The sequence below is a fragment of the Gabonia massiliensis genome (genome assembly GCF_001403595.1).
In the GTDB taxonomy this organism is placed as follows: domain Bacteria; phylum Bacteroidota; class Bacteroidia; order Bacteroidales; family Coprobacteraceae; genus Coprobacter; species Coprobacter secundus.
In genome coordinates, this window is sequence record NZ_LN877940.1 from 1143361 (window position 1) to 1159954 (window position 16594).

Genomic DNA, 16594 nt, shown 5'->3' on the forward strand with positions numbered 1-16594 from the left:
ATATAAGGTGGTTGAAGAATATCCAAGCTTGTTTTTATTTTGAGATTAGAATGTCAGATTTATCCCGAGATTGAACGCTTTTTGAATGGGATAGGCTGTCGGGTTACCTACCATTTCAGGATCCATACCTTTGATAGGACTAAAAGTAAGTATGTTATACCCACTTAAATAGATACGGGCATGTGAAATGAATGTATTTTTTAAGAAACGGTCAAAGGAATATCCTAATTCAAGTGTTTTAAGCCTTAGATAATGTACATCGCGTAGCCAATAGGTTGAAGCCTGACGATTATTGGTAGTTTCGGAAAGAGACAACCGAGGATAAGTGGCCGAAGCCCTCGTATCTATTAGCTCCCCAGTATTAGGGTCGGTGTAATAGGCCCACCGGTTTAGGTGTTCCGGTTTTACTTTTCCGTTGTTTACGAATTCGAAAACTTCTATTCCGCTTAAGATAGCTTGAGAACGTCCGGTCCCTTGAAATAGGGCTTTTATATCGAATCCCTTATAGCTCATTCCTAAAGAAAAGGCGTATGTGATGGATGGAACTTGGCTGCTGCCTATACGAACTTCATCGTCAGAATTAATTATTCCATCACCATTGATATCTTTATATTTGATATCTCCAGGCCGTATGGTACCATATGCTGCTTGGGAAGGGCTTTTATCTATTTCTTCTTGGTCTTGGAACAGCCCTAAAGCAACTAAGCCAAAACGTTCTCCGATAGGAAGCCCGGTACGAACTTGATAAGCATAAGTTCTGAATTGTTCGTCCTGATTGACAATTTTATTTTTTGTTGCTGCAAAGTTTGCATTTGCGAAATAAGAAAAATCTCTGATTTGGTTATGATATCCGATAGATAATTCAATTCCTTTATTATCTACGATACCACGGTTTATTTGAGGAGTAGAGCCTCCAAACATAGACGGTATTTGCTGGCTGGTAATAAGGATATCCGATGAGCGCTCTTGAAATAAATCTGCTGTAAAATCAAGAGTATTATTGAATAGGGACATATCTAAACCGACGTTTATTTTACGATTTTTTTCCCATGTTATATTGGGGTTGGCAACGGTTGCTTCGTACCAGGCAGTATTAGGAGCAGCGGCTCCGTCGTTGCCTAAAGTAATAGAACCCTTTTGTGCATAATTTTCGATATAGTAGAAATAAGGTATGCCTTTGTCGCTACCGGTCAGTCCTATAGAACCTCTGATTTTAAAGACGTCTAAAAATTTGACATTATCTTTTATAAAGCGTTCGTTGGCCATGTTCCATCCTAAAGAGAATGCAGGGAAAAATCCATATCGATTTCCTTTGGGAAATTGCTCTGTTCCTTGGTATGCAAATGAAAATTCAGCTAAATAACGGCTATCATATGCGTAAGAAAAGCGTCCAAGCATCCCGGAATTCAAATTAGGAAGATTATTTCCATCTAGAGCATACTGGTTATAATTATATCTCATCATTCCGGCTATATATGATTTTCCGAAATATCGGTTATATTCTAACCCTGCTTGTATATCTATACGTCTTTGATAATATACAGATGTCCATGTATTACTCATATTGCCATGTGTCCCGTGTTGCCGTACTTCTTTTTCGCCAACGAGCTCATAAACTGCGAAACTTTTCGAACGATTGGCATTTTTTGCATAGTTACTGTCATAGCTTAACGATGCTGTGGCTTTTAATCCGGGAGTAATGCAATCCAGTTTATATCCTCCGGCAATTGTTGAAGTCAGGGATACTTCTTTGTAGGCAGAATAGCCGCTGTTATTTAGCAACCCGTATGGGTTGTTTTGATATTGGGCATTACCTGCTAAAGGATCTATGACAGTAGTCCCAAGTGGGTTCCCATTTGCATCTACAATATTATATTCTCCTATATATTTTTCAGGGAAAAGATTAGGTGGAAGCCTCAATAAGGAACTGAAAATGCCATTTACACTATTGGCTCTCATTCCTGGATATATGCGGTCTTGCATACGACCGGAGAGGTCGAGCCGAATATCGAAATTCTTGTTGACTTGAACATCTACATTGGAACGTACGCTATATGTTTTCATAGTAGCATTTGTTCCGTAAGTATTTATTTTGTCTACATTATACAATCCGGAGTTAGACGCATATCCGACTAAAAAATAGTATTTGGCTATGTTGTTCCCTCCTCGTACGCTAAGATTATATTTTTGTTGAATAGAGTGTTTTTTTAAGTATTGATCCAGATAGTCGTTGTCCGGGTAGTGTATGGGATCATCTTTAAAATAATAATGATCTAGAGCTTCTTGTGTATAATATGGTTGTTGACCATCGTTGATTAAAGCTTCGTTATAAAGTCGGGCATAATCATAAGAGCCGAGAAATTCTGGAAGTTTCGTGGGAGATTGCATTGCAACACGGGCATCTAATCCTATTTGTATTTTTTGGTTTTTGCCTCGTTTGGTAGTTACTAATATAACCCCATTACTACCTCTTAACCCATAAATAGCGGTTGCAGCTGCATCTTTTAATATAGAGATACTTTCTATTTCATCAGGATCAAGTATGTCAAGATTGCGTTGTATTCCGTCAACGAGTACCCAAGGTGTATTATTTCCTAAAGTGCGTTGGCCTCTTAAATACATAGAGCCCCCTTCCTCTCCCGGTTCTCCGTTATTTTGAATCATAATGAGTCCGGGCAATAATCCTGTAATGGTATTGAAAGGATTTAGGTTAGGAACGTTTTTAACATAACCCCCTTTTAAGGTAGTTATGGCGGATGTGGATAATTCTTTTCGTTGTTTTCCAAATAACACATCGATTGTGTCGGATGGCGATACGATGTATTGGGCTGTACTCTGGAATGTCAACATCAAAAAAAATCCGAGAATCAGAATTTGTTTCTTCATGTAAAAATCATTTTTTGTGTTCATGGTTGAATCTATAATGTGATATGATGAATGAATTTGTGTAAATAGCTTTCTGAAAAGATTGCGTTTTTCATTCTCGAAGACAAAATAAATAGACCTTGATTAATATGGCTAAAAATAACGAGTTAAATATCGATTAATTTTCGATTAATATATATTTTAATTATCTTTTTATTACTTGATTCAAGTAAAATAAAGGAAAATAACGTATATTTGTGTCTGTAAGTATCTGTTTTTAATTTTTTTAAGTACAAGCAGATGTTTTGAGTCACGATATTTTACAGTGTTAATGACTTTTTTTACTATGAAAAGATACATCTTTTTGTTTGTATTGTTATTTTCTATATCTTTTGTTTACGGGGAAGGCCGGGAAGTAGGTTTGCATTTCAACTCTCATACTCATTTGGCAGAAAAGAGAACGACACTTGAGTTGGATAATGGAGAGGGTATACGGTTAAGGCGTACTCTGACGTTTTCTTTTGATATGGAGGTACGGAAAGAAAATACCATTTATGGTTTTGTGTTTAGGATGATTTCGGATAATGATAAGAACATAGATTTTATGTTTTCATTGGATAGTTTATATCAGCCTTTTCCTGAATTAATTGTAGATAATGATATATACCCGTTAGCGAAAAAAGTACAGGTAAAAAAATCGATTCCTGTAAAGATAACTTTATCGAGAGAAGATAACCGTATATTACTTGTTTATAATAATTCGGTATTTGAAGTCCCTTATTCTTTTGGTGATATTGAAAAATTTTATGTTTCGTTTGGAAAATGCCGGAGAGGGAAATACACATCTAACGATGTGGCCCCGGTCAATTTAAAGAATATTAGGGTATATGATGACAACAAATTGATACGTAATTGGTTATTAAGTCGCCATCAAGGAAATATTTGTTATGATGAAGTAAAGGGAAAGATGGCTGTAGCCCAATATCCCTCATGGCTGATTGATGATTATTGGAAATGGAAAGAGGTTGTAACCAAAAGAATAGAAAATAATGTCCAGTTTGCATTTGATTCGAAAAATACAATTCTTTATATTGTTCCGGATGAAATGCAGATAACAGCTCTTGACCTGAAAACTGTTACGGAAAAAATAATTAAGGTTAAGAAGGGATATCCGGCCGCATCTAATTATTCGCAGATGGTAATGGATACAATTGATAATAAATTGATTTCTTTTAATTTAGACAATGAATCCTTATCTACTTTTTCTTTTGCTGACCAAACTTGGAGTTCAACTCAAAAGCCTCTTTATGAAAGTATTTACTGGCATCATGCTTCGTTATATTCGTCTAAGGATTCTTGCATATATACTTTTGGTGGTTATGGTGGATATAAATATAATAATACGTTGATTCGTTGTTTTTGGCCGGAAAATAGATGGGAGAAAAGGCGGATAGATGAGATATTTCCTCGTTATTCGGCAGCAATATCTTTAGTAGGTGAAAACTTGTATATTTTTGGAGGAAGAGGTAGTAAAACCGGTAGGCAAGAGCTATCTACAGAGTATACGTATGATTTGCATAAAATAAATATTCACACTGGTAAAGTCTCTTTTGTAGGGGATTTTGCAATGGATAATATTACTTATCTGCCAGCTGAAAATATGATATTTAACGAGCAAGACAGTTCTTTTTATTTATTAGCTAATTTGGACGGAGCTCGTCTTATCCGTTTGTCTTTGCGCGATAAGAAAGCTTATCATATGGGAGATGCGATACCGGGTAATATGTCAAGTTTGCATTTATATCGAAATTTGCTGTATTCTTCTAGAGAATCGAAATTATATGCAGTCTACGATAAAGTTCCTCAGAATGGAATAAAGACTATCTCGATATATTCAATGAAATATCCCCCTTTGAGAGAAGAGGATACTTTGCAATTGGCTAATTCTGGTGAAGATTATCAGAATATGATTATAATTTCTAGTTTGATTTTTTTGGTAGGAAGTTTATTCCTTATTTTATCCTTCAGAAAAAAAAGAAAGCAAAGGAAGCGTAATGTTGCACTGTCTGAGACTTTAGTTGCGAACGAAATTTTGCATTATGATATTTCATTCCATAGTATTTGCCTTTTAGGCGGTTTTTCTGTGAGGAATAAAAAAGGAGAGGATATTACAGCGCACTTTACTCCTACTTTGCGACAGCTTTTATTAGTCCTTATATTGTATACTTATGGCGGGAAGAAAGGTATTCTCAGTTCTAAACTTGATGAATTATTATGGGGGGATAAAGATGAGAGTTCAGCGAGGAATAACCGGAATGTTTCTATCCGTAAGCTGAGAGTTATACTCGAGGAAGTCGGTGATATTACAATTCATAATCATAATAATTATTGGGAAATTATTTTTGGAGAAAATGTTTTTTGTGACTACAAAGAACTTTCTCAGTTTTTACAAGACACTCGAAAATTGAAAGACCCAGAAGATTTTTCTCGATTTATGGAACTTGCTTTCAGAGGAACATTATTACCTAATATGCAGATAGATTGGATAGACCCTTTTAAAGCAGGTTTGTCATCGGAGGTTATAGATATATTGCTCGCTGTTTCTGTTCAATCCGACTATGATAGTCCAAGAATGCAGATAAAAATAGCAGATGCGATATTTGCAAACGATCCATTAAATGAGGAAGCTCTTTCTATTAAGTGTGTGGCTCTGTTTAATAGTGGAAAAACCGGCATTGCAAAAAATACGTATGATAAGTTCTGTAAAGAGTATAAGAGTTTACTAAATGAATCTTATCCTGTATCATTTAATTCTATTATTAAGAAATAAGATGAAAATAAAAGTGCTTGAACTAAAAATTAATTTGTAGTTAAGCGCTTATTTCCGATTAAATTAATAGGTAAGGCCTTTTTTTGTAGAAAAAATTGTTTCACGAAAATAAAATTCAGTAATCACATGAAAAAAGGTCTTCTTCTATTTACTTTAATTTTTGCCTTGATATTGCAAAACTCTTATGCCACTCGGTTGATTATTTCCGGAGGGCCTCAATATCCTCTTATATTTGCTGGCACTGGAAAGAAAGAGCTATGTATGAAGTTTAATGATGCTACTAGTGCTAACGAGTTTGGTGTATACGTTGAGGCAAAGCATCGTCTTGATAAGTCGATAATCATTGGAAATTCTGTAATTTTAGAGAGTAATGGTGCTGCACATAGAGAAGTGAAATTATCATTGGATTTTCCTGAGCTGGGTCTTTATGATTATACAGTGACTTTGAAGGATAATATGAAGGGGGAAACATTAGCTGTTGCTCATTCCAATATCGCTATTGTTCCACAACGGTATAGTGCCGGCCCTACAGATTTTGGGACATGTACGCATTTTGCACAAAATAAAGGGTTAGTGCCATATAGTTTAGATTTGATACGACTGGCAGGTTTTAGCAGTATTCGAGATGAGGTATATTGGGGAGATGTGGAAAAACCTATAGGGACATTTAAATTTTCCGCTAAATATGACAATTATATTCAAGCGGCATCAGACAGGGATATACGTGTATTGATCAGTTTGGAATATGGTAATCCTGCTCCCGGAGAAAAAGTGGCTAACCGAGGATTTCCTTTGGATGAAAGTGGAAGAAAGCGTTTTGCCCGTTATGCAGAAGAATTGGTGAAACGTTATGGTGATAAAGTTACATTGTGGGAGATTTGGAATGAACCTTCAAAAGCGTTGGGAATCGATCCTGGTACCAGTTATTATGAATTATTGAAAGAGACATATACGACAATTAAAGCTTTGCAACCCAATAGTACGGTAATTTGCTCGGGAGGTGCTCCAAATTTGGTAGATGGGGCATATCTAACCCCTATATTTCAGAGTGGAGGAGTTAAGTATATGGATGGTTTTGCTATGCACACTTATGTTGCGCCATTCAATCCGGAGGATGGATATCGGACGAAAGGCCATCCATTTTTGAAAAATGTGTCTGTATCATCTTTATGGCCACACTATAAAAAAATGATAGAAACTTATTCTAAAAAAAGTAAGCCATTGACAGCGTGGATTACTGAAATGGGCTGGTTTCAAGCCGACACTTTGATCAGGGATGATGGAGAAATTCTTTATATAGATGAAGCAAGACAAGCTGCATATATTACTCGTTTGTATCTGATGTCAAGAAGATACAATACTACAAGTTGTGTGTATGTATATGATTTTCAGAATGATGGGACAAATATTAAAGAGAAAGAACATAATTTTGGAATTATACGTAAGGACTTTTCTCCTAAAGCAGCATATTGTGCAGTTTCTGTACTTTCATCTTTATTAGAGAATAAGCCTTTTTCTAATGCTTTGGTTGATACAGAAGATACGAAAGTCTTTTGTTATGGTTCGGGCAAAGACCAAGTGATTGCGTTATGGAATGTTAGTCATTCTGCAGATCCTTCAAAGGAGGTTGCTGAAACAATAGAATTGGATTTGAAAAGTAAAGAAATTATATATGTAAATTGGTTAGGTCAGAAAAATAAAATGACATCTTCTACAGGAAAGTATGTATTACCTTTAATGGAAAATCCGTCGTACATAATTACAAATGATGAGATGTTAAGTTCTGACGAAAAAACGTTTCTATCTGAAGATTCTGTTTTGAATATTGATAATATATTGAAAATCAATAAAAAAGGATTAAAACAGATATTTGATGCAACTGGTCGATTTATTTTGAAAACTACTAAAGATAATATTGATATGTCTATGTATCCATCAGGTATTTATTTTGTTAGAGTGGGTAATAAAACATTTAAAATCTTAAAAAGTAATTAAGTTGTTGTTCTGTTATAAATTAGTTTGATACTTTATTATTATTTGTATTTTTAAGAATGGATTGGATAATAATGATGCTAAATTAGGTCATTATTATCCAATTCTCATTTTGTAATTATATTTATTTAAGTGAGAAGAAGCTGGGAGCTATTGCTCTGAAAGAATCTTTTGAAGTGTGTATTGTCGTTGTGCGGTAGAGCTGAGGAATGTTTATAAACAAAAAAAGGTTGTCTCACGACAACCAATCTTCATTAACCTTAAATCTAATACCATGAAAAACACGATACAAATATAGAGACGATCAGTGTCTACTCCAAATATTTCGGGAAGAAAAATGTGAGTTTTGTATTTGTTTAACGATAGCCATCTATTTTCTGTCTTGCATTAAATAAAATTTATAAATGAATCATTGTTGTTTTGGCTTACGAATCATATTGAGTGTATCTGTTCCAGATATGTATTTATTGGTCCTGACTTTAAAGATGAAATTTTCATTCTCAAATTTTATAAGGGGGGGATGGTTTAATTTTTAGGTTTTTATCAGGATTTTCATCAAAAATGTTACTTTTGTAAAAACAAAATTTTGAACGATGAGCATTGTAGACTTAATCTCAGACAAACAGTCCACTGCATTTTCTTTTGAGGTACTTCCTCCTTTAAAGGGTAACAGTATAGAAAAGGTATTTAATACGATAGATAAGTTACGTGAATTTGATCCGAAATACATAAATATAACGACTCATCGTAGTGAGTTTGTTTATAAAGATATGGAAGGAGGATTGTATAAACGTATATCGGAACGCACTCGACCTGGAACCGTGGCTGTAGCAGCAGCAATACAAAATAAGTACCAAATTCCTGCAGTACCACATTTGATATGTAGCGGTTTCACCAAAAGCGAGACAGAGTATGCTCTTATTGATTTGAATTTTTTGGGGATATATGATTTGCTGATTTTACGAGGAGATAAAGCTAAACATGATAATAAATTTGTCCCTACACCGGATGGGCATACTCATGCTATCGATTTGCAGCAACAGGTAAATCGTTTTAATGAAGGGTATTTTTTGGATGGTAGTAAGATGTCATTGATGGATACTCCTTTTTCGTATGGTGTTGCGGGGTATCCTGAAAAACATGATGAAGCTCCAAATCCGGAGTCTGATTTGAATTATTTGAAAGAAAAGGTAAAAGCTGGTGCCAGTTATGTGGTAACACAGATGTTTTTCGATAATGACAAATATTTTGCTTTTGTCGAGCGTTGTCGCGCCGAAGGTATTAATGTCCCTATTATTCCTGGCATAAAGCCCATTGTTCTGGCCAATCAACTGACTGTCTTGCCCAAAGTGTTCCATGTAGATTTGCCAGAACCGTTGGCCAAAGAGCTGCAGAACTGCAAAAATGATGATGATGCCAAGCAGGTGGGGATAGAATGGTGTACCATGCAAGCCAAGGAGTTGAAGTCCAAAGGTGTACCCAGTATACATTTTTATTCTATGATGGCGACTGAGAGTGTAAGGCGTGTTGCTCAAGCTGTCTATTAATAAAGAGGAACAAGAATATGTTTTTTAGAGATGTGATTGGGCAAGAAGATGTAAAACAGCGTCTTATTCATTCGGTAAAAACGGGACAGATAGCTCATGCCCAATTGTTTTGTGGGCCTGAAGGTGTGGGAAAGTTTCCGTTGGCGTTGGCTTATGCCCGTTATATTCAATGTACTAATAAAGGAGAAAATGATGCTTGTGGCCAATGTCCTTCATGTAAACAATATAATAATCTGATGCATCCCGATTTGCATTTTGTTTTCCCGATTGTTAAGAATGAAAAGAAGAAAAAACGGGTAAGTGATGATTATATTGAAGATTGGCGTTTGTTTCTTGCAGAAAATACGTATTTCAATCTGGACCAGTGGCTGGAATATATTGATGCGGCGAATAGTCAGGCGATGATATATGCTGAGGAGAGTCGAGAGATTATTCGTAAAATAAGTCTGAAAACTTATGAGTCTGACTATAAGGTCATGATTATCTGGCTGCCGGAAAGAATGAATGCTGTTTGTGCTAATAAATTACTGAAACTTCTGGAAGAGCCGTATGACAAAACAGTTTTTTTATTGGTAAGCGATAATGCTTCGGCAATATTGGGTACTATTTTGTCTCGTACTCAGCCTGTTCATTTGCGACCGTTAAGTGAGGATGTTGTTTCCTCAGCTTTGGTGACTAATTATTCGCTGTCTTCAGAGGATGCTTCTGCAATTGCGCATATTGCTAGTGGTAATTATTTGAAGGCTCTTGAATCGATTCGAGTTTCGGACGAGATGAGCCTGAATTTTGATTTGTTTGTGCGTCTTATGCGGTTGGCATATGGTAGGAAAATTAAAGACCTGAAATTGTGGAGTGAAGAAATTTCAGATTTAGGACGAGAGAAAGAGCGTGTTTTCTTGTCATATGCCCAGAGAATGTTGCGAGAAAATTTTATATACAATATAAGGCAACCGGAAATTAATTATATGACTACTCAAGAAGCTCAATTTTCATCTCGTTTTGCACCTTTTATTCATGAGCGTAATGTTTATCCTATTATGGAGGAGTTAAGTCGGGCTTATGATGATATTGGGCAAAATGCGAATGGGAAAATTGTGTTTTTTGATTTAGCAATAAAGATGATTATGCTATTAAAAAGTTAAATAGATATATTAATATCAAGTATTTTACAAAAAAGGATTATCTTTGTTTCCCTTTTCGGATTTAGCGAAAAGTACACCCATGGGGATGACCGGTTTTGACAGCGGGTAGAAGTGGTGTGTAAGCATGCAGAGCGTGGATGGCTTGCTCTTAAATCTCAGACATCAAAAATTTAAATGGCGAAAATAATTACGCTCTTGCTGCTTAATCGAAGTACAGTAGATTAGCTTAATCTCCTCAATAGTTGGGGAGACAAGACATCACCCGGTTGCTGTTGTTCCGAAGCGTACCGAACAGGTGGTGCAGGGAAATCGGAAATAGCCGAGGATTTGTTCCGGGTCTTCGGTGAAACTTTAAGGGACTAAGGAATGGATTGGTGGCTTCGGTCTTGTCTGTTCCCGACAATTTAGGCGAAGATAAGCATGTAGAAAGCTCATTAGTTCCTCGTTTGGACGAGGGTTCGAATCCCTCCATCTCCACATATTATTTTTAGGAAAGCTGCTGATATTTTCAGTAGCTTTCGTTTTTTAAGCATGTTTCATTAAGTATTTGATTTATATATTTATTTCTTAGAAAAAGTTTAAAATATAGTTCTTTATAATCAATCTGTTGTTCCATTTGTTATCTTTATATACATTAAAACAATGAAATTATGGAGTATGAAGTAATGCATAAGCCTGCAAATCATCGATTCGAGGTTGAATATGAAGGTTATATTGCCTATTTGGAATATAGAATAAAGGGGGATACAATAGATATTACTCATACGTTTGTACCTCATCCGATAGAAGGACGGGGAATTGCAGCTGTTTTAGTAGATGCTGCTTTACAATATAGTAAAGAAAAATATTTAAGAGTAATTCCTACTTGTTCATATGTTGCAGCTTATATGAAACGGAAAAACTTACTGTGAAAACACAGGATTTTGGGTTTTGTCTTTTATTCTGATATAAGATGTTGGAGAGAGAATTGCAAAAGAGAGAATCGTTTATCGGTGATAAATAGTATATATTTTTATTTATATTTTCTTCTTATATTATTTTTACTCCTTATAGAATAGTTGTAATTTAGAAGATTATTTATAATTAAATCTAAAATGTATGGAAAGTTACAAATCTTCTGATTTTAAAAATCAGGCATTGGCTGCTCTTTCGGGAAATTGGAAACCGAGTGTTGCTGTCTCTTTGGTGGCATTATTTATTGTTTGTGTGATTGCCTCATTTGCGAGGTCTTACTCATTTGTTTATTTGATTTTATACTTTGGAGTTGCCGTTCCTGTTATGATAGGTCTTTTATATAGTTTTTACGGCTTATTTCGTGATAGAAAGATTCCTGAAGTTTCAGATTTGTTTCTTCCTTTTCAGCAGTTTAAAAGAATGTTTGTATGTTACATATTAGTTTATATATATACATTTCTATGGACATTGCTTCTTATTGTTCCGGGTATTATCAAAGGGCTTTCTTATTCGATGACGTTTTATATACTTAGGGACCGCCCTGAATTGACACCTTCTCAGGCAATTGATGAGAGCATGCGTATGATGGAGGGCCATAAGGCCGATTTGTTTATATTGATGTTAAGTTTTATCGGTTGGGCTATTTTAGCAACTATTACAGTGATTGGGCTGATTTGGTTTATTCCTTATGTATATACAGCAAGTGCTGCTTTTTATGAAAGGTTGAAGGCAGATAAAGGCATAATCATTCCTGTTACCGAATAAGGATGCTTGTAAATCATTTAAAAAGATTGTTTCCCGTACAAAGAATACTTGTACGGGAAATTGTTTTTTTAAGCTCTATATTGGGAGGTGATTGGAAAATATTTCGGTTAAGTGTATGCATAAATAAAAAATGGTTGTCTCCCGACAACCAATCTTCATTAACCTTAAATCTAATACCATGAAAAAACATAGTGCAAATGTAAAATGTTTATTGTTATTTTGCAACTCTGAGTATAAAAATATTCTCTTTATTAACAAAGTTTGATTAAAATCGAATTTTTTGTTAACATTGTATTGAAATATTGGTAAAATTAGAAATAGCAAATTGTAGAGGAATAGACAATTATAAATGAAAAAAATTTTATTTTTCTGTGAATAGTGCATTCTTTTTTATATGTTTGCTAATGACATGGAATAGAGAAGGCTCATGTATATTTTAATATATTCAAAAGTATAGAGTCTTTTATTATTAGTAATATTATGGAAGAATATTTTTATATCGATGACTCGGAACAACAGCAGGGACCGGTTAATGGAAATGATTTAAGAAAATATGGGGTTACAGAAAAAACATTAGTATGGAAGGCCGGAATGGAAAATTGGCAACCGGCAGGTTCTGTTCCGGAATTGTCGGTGATTTTTGTCCAACCACCAGTGCCGCCGATAAGTTCTTCATCTTCTGCCAAACCGGAAAATGAGGCTTCAAGAGAGAGCCCTCAGGCTCATACTGATTTTGTAGGAAAACCTGATAATTATTTGATTTGGGCGATTCTTACGACAATATTATGTTGCCTGCCATTGGGGATTGTTGCTATTGTGTATTCGAGCAAGGTAGATACATTGTGGAGTGCTGGCGATAAGATTGGCGCCAAAGAAGCTGCAGATAAGTCCAAATTGTTTAGTATTCTGTCTTTGGTAATCGGTATTGTTTCTATAACAATCGGTTTTTTCATGGGAGTTGCAGGTGCGTTTTTCGGTATATAGTAAATTATTGATTTTTGTTGGTATATCTATACTTGTTTTACTTTGCTTTGTAAATCCTGAGGAAGCAATATGGATGCCTAAATGTATATTTCGTTCTTTTACAGGACTGGAGTGCCCGGCTTGTGGAAGTCAACGGGCTGTATATCATTTGCTTCATTTTCGTTTTTTAAAAGCAATACATTATAATTTTTTTCTACTTATATCCATTCCATATTTGATTTTATTGGGAGGGGCTGTTTATTTGAGAAGTGGAGGCCGGTTCGGGAAAATCAAAAATTTTGTTTATCATCCGGTTACGGTAAATGTATTTTTGATATTACTGATAAGCTGGTGGATACTCAGAAATGTATTAGGAATATAATGTTGCTATATGGAAATATATGATAATGGGAATGTTCGTCGTCAAGACCGTTTGCTTGATGAAGATAAAGCTTTAGGTTTGTTATCTACAGGAGAATATGGTATATTGTCGATGTGTATTGGAAATGAAGGTTATGGTATTCCTTTGAACTATGTTTGGGATCAGAAAAATTTGATATATATACATTGTGCGCCGAAAGGACAGAAGTTGGATTGCATTAGAGAAAATAATCGAGTGTCTTTTTGTGTAGTAGGGCGCACTCAGGTTATTCCAGAGAAGTTTACAACAGCGTATGAAAGTATTGTGATGAGATGTGTCGCTCATATAGCCCTTTCGCCAGAAGAACGTATGTATGCTTTAGAATTATTGATTGCTAAATATTCTCCAAATGTTATGGAAATAGGACGTAAATATGCAGAGAAATCTTTTCACCGTACCGAAATTATCCGACTCGAAATCGTTTCTATGACAGGAAAGTGTAAAGAAATTATGTAGCTTTATGAAAAAGAAATGGTTGTCTCCCGACAACCAATCTTCTTTACCTTAAAATCTAATACCATGAAAAAACACATGGCAAATATAAGCGGGTTGTTTCTATTTTGCAAGTTTGAGTGTGAAAAAGATTTGCTTTTTAACATTGTTTGTGTGAAAAACGATTGTTTAATTAACATTTTAACTCGGANATTAATCATTTTTATTTTACCAAGGCAAAATTTTGCGGATAATTCGTATGGGAGTATTGTAAAATTGTAGAAATAAAAAAGGTTGTCTCCCGACAACCAATCTTTGTAAACCTTAAATCTAATACTATGAAAAAACATAGTACAAATATATATTTCTTATACTTGTTTTACAAGAAATAATGCAAAATAAATTGCTATTTTAACATTGTTTCTGTGAAAAAAGCGTCTTTTATTAACGTATTAACAAATTATTTCGTTTTAATATCTTCTTTGTTAAAGAATTTATTAAAGAATAATAGTTGGTAGTCGATGGAATTGTTCCAATATTCGGAAGTATGCCCCCCTGGACGAACGATGAAATCGTGGTCGATTTTCCGGTCGAGCAGACCTTGATGGAAATTGTTGTTTACTGTAAAGAAGAAGTCGCTATACCCACAATCGAAGATGATGGCCAGACTACCGTTTTTTAATTTGTCGAGTTGGTTGATAACGGTATGTTCTTCCCATATTTGTTGGTTTTTATCTTTTTCTCCGATTTGTCTTTTCATATCCCAATTGTCAGGGAAAGGACGTATATCTAATCCACCGCTCATACTACCTGCAGCACCGAAAATATTTTGGTGGCGGATAGCCAGCCACATAGCTCCATGACCTCCCATACTTAAGCCGGTAATAGCTCTTCCTTTATGGTTTGGGATAGAAGGATAATTTTTATCGATATATTTTATAAGCTCGTCAGAAACGAATGTTTCAAACTGGGAGTTCGAATTTATTGGGCTGTCCCAGTACCAACTGTTTTCACCGTTAGGACAGACTACAATTATTCCGTATTCATCGACGAGTTGTGGTAAATTAGGTTTTATGCCTATCCAGGTTTTATGGTTACCGCCATATCCGTGCAGGAGGTATAGTGTAGGATAGGTTTTTCCGGTTTGTTTATCTGGGGAGATAATGACACAAGGAATATTCCGGTTCATTTTTTTACTTTTTACTTGCACTGTATCTACGGTAGCAGCTTGTGTCGAGATGCATATAGATAATGCAAACAGTACAATGAATGCTTTTAACTTCATGGTTCTTATGTTTTAGAGTTTGTTTGTAATTTTGTGAAAATATTTTTTGTCAGCGTTTCATATAGTCAAGGATGAAATTCAAGTTATCTTTCATCAACAGATTATCGGTTTCTCCTTCAAAATTGAGTTTGGGCAAATGTCCTTCTTCAAAAGCTTTTTTGATAAAGTTTTTGCTTATATCCCTGTTCATCATAGTACCCCAAGCTCTGTCCTCATCTGTATAGTCAGGGCCATCTTCGGCCATTATACTCATTATTTTGTTGAATAAGGCGGTCTGTTCTTTTTCAGTCGGTTCATAAGAATCATCAAAGAGATGCAGTTCTTCTTCGCTATCGACTTCATCTTTTATTTCGTTCGATTGATTGTATGAACGCACTTGTCCTATAAACCACCATTCATCCATCCATCGTACAAAGCCGATAAATAGAACCAACTCTTTATCTTTCATATCTTTTGGAAAGCCATGTAGAGAACGATTGACGATATCGATTTCTTTTCCGGTGGCAATATGTATGAATTTTGTATGTGTGGAGTTCTCACTTTCATATCTGAAATAGCCCGAATATTTGCGTGAAAGTTCATTTAGGGGCCGGTAAAGGCAATTATCCTTTCCCAATACACGAGCCAGCCATTGGCTTGGGCGGAGTGCGTGAAACTCTGTAACATGATTGTATGTAAAATTGTTACACATCATGTTAATCATGTCAGGAATCTGTTCTTCCATATTATCGTTTTGGGCTATTTCGGCTATTTCTTCAGCATCGGTCTGTAGAAATGTGCCGTTTCCCTGAAAGAGGTAAGATTCGGTTCCGAGCCAGAAAATGTATGTATGCAGCGCTTGGATATTTTGTTTGATATCATCCGGAATATTGAAAAATTCTTGCAGTTTTTTATTTTCAGGGGCTGTTTCGTATTCTTCGTCAAGTATTGTCATTACGCTCTTGGCCATCTCTGAGAAAAGAGGATTTAAGGGGGAAAAAGGAATTTCCGTTCCATTGAGTTGCATGTAATAATGCCAAATCAGGAATTGTATATCTTGTGTGTTGATTTCGTCTTCTTCGTAATCCGAACAGTCAAAAAATGGTATAGGTTTTCCTGTCCGTTTTTTATTTTCAGTTCTGAATGCAACAAAAATATTAGTTTGGGATATGACATCTTCAAAGTAGGCAGCCAGCGTACAACTAAGCCTTTTCTTTTCATCCTCTATAAGGGACAGGATACTGTTTTCGAAAGGGGTGTTGTCGAGTACTGCTCCGATGGCATCGAATATACGATTCGAAAGTTTTACATAATATAAGTCTGTTGCTGAAGTTTTGTAGGGATGTATTTCCAACCAGTCGGCACTGTAAATCACTTGTTTCTTTTTTCTCATTTCGGTATATTTCTAAGAAATGCGAA

At 35.3% G+C, this 16594-nt stretch carries 12 protein-coding genes and 1 other RNA gene; 10 read left to right on the top strand and 3 right to left on the bottom strand.

The annotated features are described in order from the left end of the window. Positions 1-45: 45 nt before the first annotated feature. On the bottom strand, positions 46-2886 hold the full coding sequence (locus tag BN2628_RS14345) for a SusC/RagA family TonB-linked outer membrane protein (protein WP_257606501.1): 2841 nt from the start codon (positions 2884-2886) through the stop codon (positions 46-48). A 325-nt stretch (positions 2887-3211) separates the two neighbouring features. Here BN2628_RS14345 and BN2628_RS14350 point away from each other — a divergent pair, with 325 nt between their 5' ends. The 10 genes from BN2628_RS14350 (at position 3212) to BN2628_RS14390 (ending at position 13935) form a co-directional block, all read left to right on the top strand. Continuing rightward, entirely contained in the window at positions 3212-5695 is a 2484-nt protein-coding gene (locus BN2628_RS14350) for a Kelch repeat-containing protein (protein WP_021929725.1), read from the top strand. A 126-nt stretch (positions 5696-5821) separates the two neighbouring features. Further along, positions 5822-7690, top strand: coding sequence for a cellulase family glycosylhydrolase (locus tag BN2628_RS14355; protein WP_055098062.1), 1869 nt, complete (start codon positions 5822-5824; stop codon positions 7688-7690). 590 nt (positions 7691-8280) lie between these two features. Next, complete coding sequence (gene metF, locus BN2628_RS14360; protein ID WP_021929727.1) at positions 8281-9234, top strand: methylenetetrahydrofolate reductase [NAD(P)H]; 954 nt, start codon at positions 8281-8283, stop codon at positions 9232-9234. Between the two features lie 17 nt (positions 9235-9251). Then, positions 9252-10376 carry a DNA polymerase III subunit delta' gene (gene holB, locus BN2628_RS14365; protein ID WP_055098098.1) on the top strand — a complete coding sequence of 375 codons (1125 nt, stop codon included), beginning with the start codon at positions 9252-9254 and terminating at the stop codon, positions 10374-10376. A gap of 81 nt (positions 10377-10457) precedes the next feature. Beyond that, positions 10458-10856, top strand: a transfer-messenger RNA (tmRNA) gene (ssrA, locus tag BN2628_RS16900). Positions 10857-11026: 170 nt separating this feature from the next. Continuing rightward, positions 11027-11287, top strand: a complete 261-nt coding sequence (locus BN2628_RS14370) for a GNAT family N-acetyltransferase (RefSeq protein ID WP_055098101.1) — start codon at positions 11027-11029, stop codon at positions 11285-11287. 187 nt (positions 11288-11474) lie between these two features. Further along, a complete protein-coding gene (locus BN2628_RS14375) occupies positions 11475-12095 on the top strand; it encodes a DUF975 family protein (RefSeq protein ID WP_055098104.1) in 621 nt (206 codons plus the stop codon). Positions 12096-12575: 480 nt separating this feature from the next. Beyond that, positions 12576-13079 (top strand): CD225/dispanin family protein, encoded by a 504-nt coding sequence (locus BN2628_RS17075; RefSeq protein WP_082430182.1) that lies wholly within the window; start codon positions 12576-12578, stop codon positions 13077-13079. Positions 13080-13152: 73 nt separating this feature from the next. Beyond that, the gene (locus BN2628_RS14385) at positions 13153-13440 is read left to right on the top strand and encodes a DUF2752 domain-containing protein (protein WP_055098109.1); all 288 of its coding nucleotides are present in this window, start codon (positions 13153-13155) and stop codon (positions 13438-13440) included. 9 nt (positions 13441-13449) lie between these two features. Next, positions 13450-13935 carry a pyridoxamine 5'-phosphate oxidase family protein gene (locus BN2628_RS14390; protein ID WP_055098128.1) on the top strand — a complete coding sequence of 162 codons (486 nt, stop codon included), beginning with the start codon at positions 13450-13452 and terminating at the stop codon, positions 13933-13935. A 436-nt stretch (positions 13936-14371) separates the two neighbouring features. Here the strand turns inward: BN2628_RS14390 and BN2628_RS14400 are convergent, their stop codons facing one another. Together BN2628_RS14400 and BN2628_RS14405 are read right to left on the bottom strand one after the other, a co-directional pair. After that, a complete protein-coding gene (locus BN2628_RS14400) occupies positions 14372-15196 on the bottom strand; it encodes an alpha/beta hydrolase (RefSeq protein WP_055098164.1) in 825 nt (274 codons plus the stop codon). A gap of 49 nt (positions 15197-15245) precedes the next feature. Next, positions 15246-16568, bottom strand: coding sequence for a DUF3843 family protein (locus tag BN2628_RS14405; RefSeq protein WP_055098167.1), 1323 nt, complete (start codon positions 16566-16568; stop codon positions 15246-15248). Between the last annotated feature and the right edge of the window lie 26 nt (positions 16569-16594).

Coding starts and splice junctions, on each gene's coding strand:
- holB (WP_055098098.1), top strand. CDS start 9,252: ATGTTTTTTAGAGATGTGATTGGGCAAGAAGATGTAAAACAGCGTCTT.
- BN2628_RS14375 (WP_055098104.1), top strand. CDS start 11,475: ATGGAAAGTTACAAATCTTCTGATTTTAAAAATCAGGCATTGGCTGCT.
- BN2628_RS14370 (WP_055098101.1), top strand. CDS start 11,027: ATGGAGTATGAAGTAATGCATAAGCCTGCAAATCATCGATTCGAGGTT.
- BN2628_RS14400 (WP_055098164.1), bottom strand. CDS start 15,196: ATGAAGTTAAAAGCATTCATTGTACTGTTTGCATTATCTATATGCATC.
- BN2628_RS14355 (WP_055098062.1), top strand. CDS start 5,822: ATGAAAAAAGGTCTTCTTCTATTTACTTTAATTTTTGCCTTGATATTG.
- metF (WP_021929727.1), top strand. CDS start 8,281: ATGAGCATTGTAGACTTAATCTCAGACAAACAGTCCACTGCATTTTCT.
- BN2628_RS14385 (WP_055098109.1), top strand. CDS start 13,153: ATGCCTAAATGTATATTTCGTTCTTTTACAGGACTGGAGTGCCCGGCT.
- BN2628_RS14345 (WP_257606501.1), bottom strand. CDS start 2,886: ATGAAGAAACAAATTCTGATTCTCGGATTTTTTTTGATGTTGACATTC.
- BN2628_RS14405 (WP_055098167.1), bottom strand. CDS start 16,568: ATGAGAAAAAAGAAACAAGTGATTTACAGTGCCGACTGGTTGGAAATA.
- BN2628_RS14350 (WP_021929725.1), top strand. CDS start 3,212: ATGAAAAGATACATCTTTTTGTTTGTATTGTTATTTTCTATATCTTTT.
- BN2628_RS17075 (WP_082430182.1), top strand. CDS start 12,576: ATGGAAGAATATTTTTATATCGATGACTCGGAACAACAGCAGGGACCG.
- BN2628_RS14390 (WP_055098128.1), top strand. CDS start 13,450: ATGGAAATATATGATAATGGGAATGTTCGTCGTCAAGACCGTTTGCTT.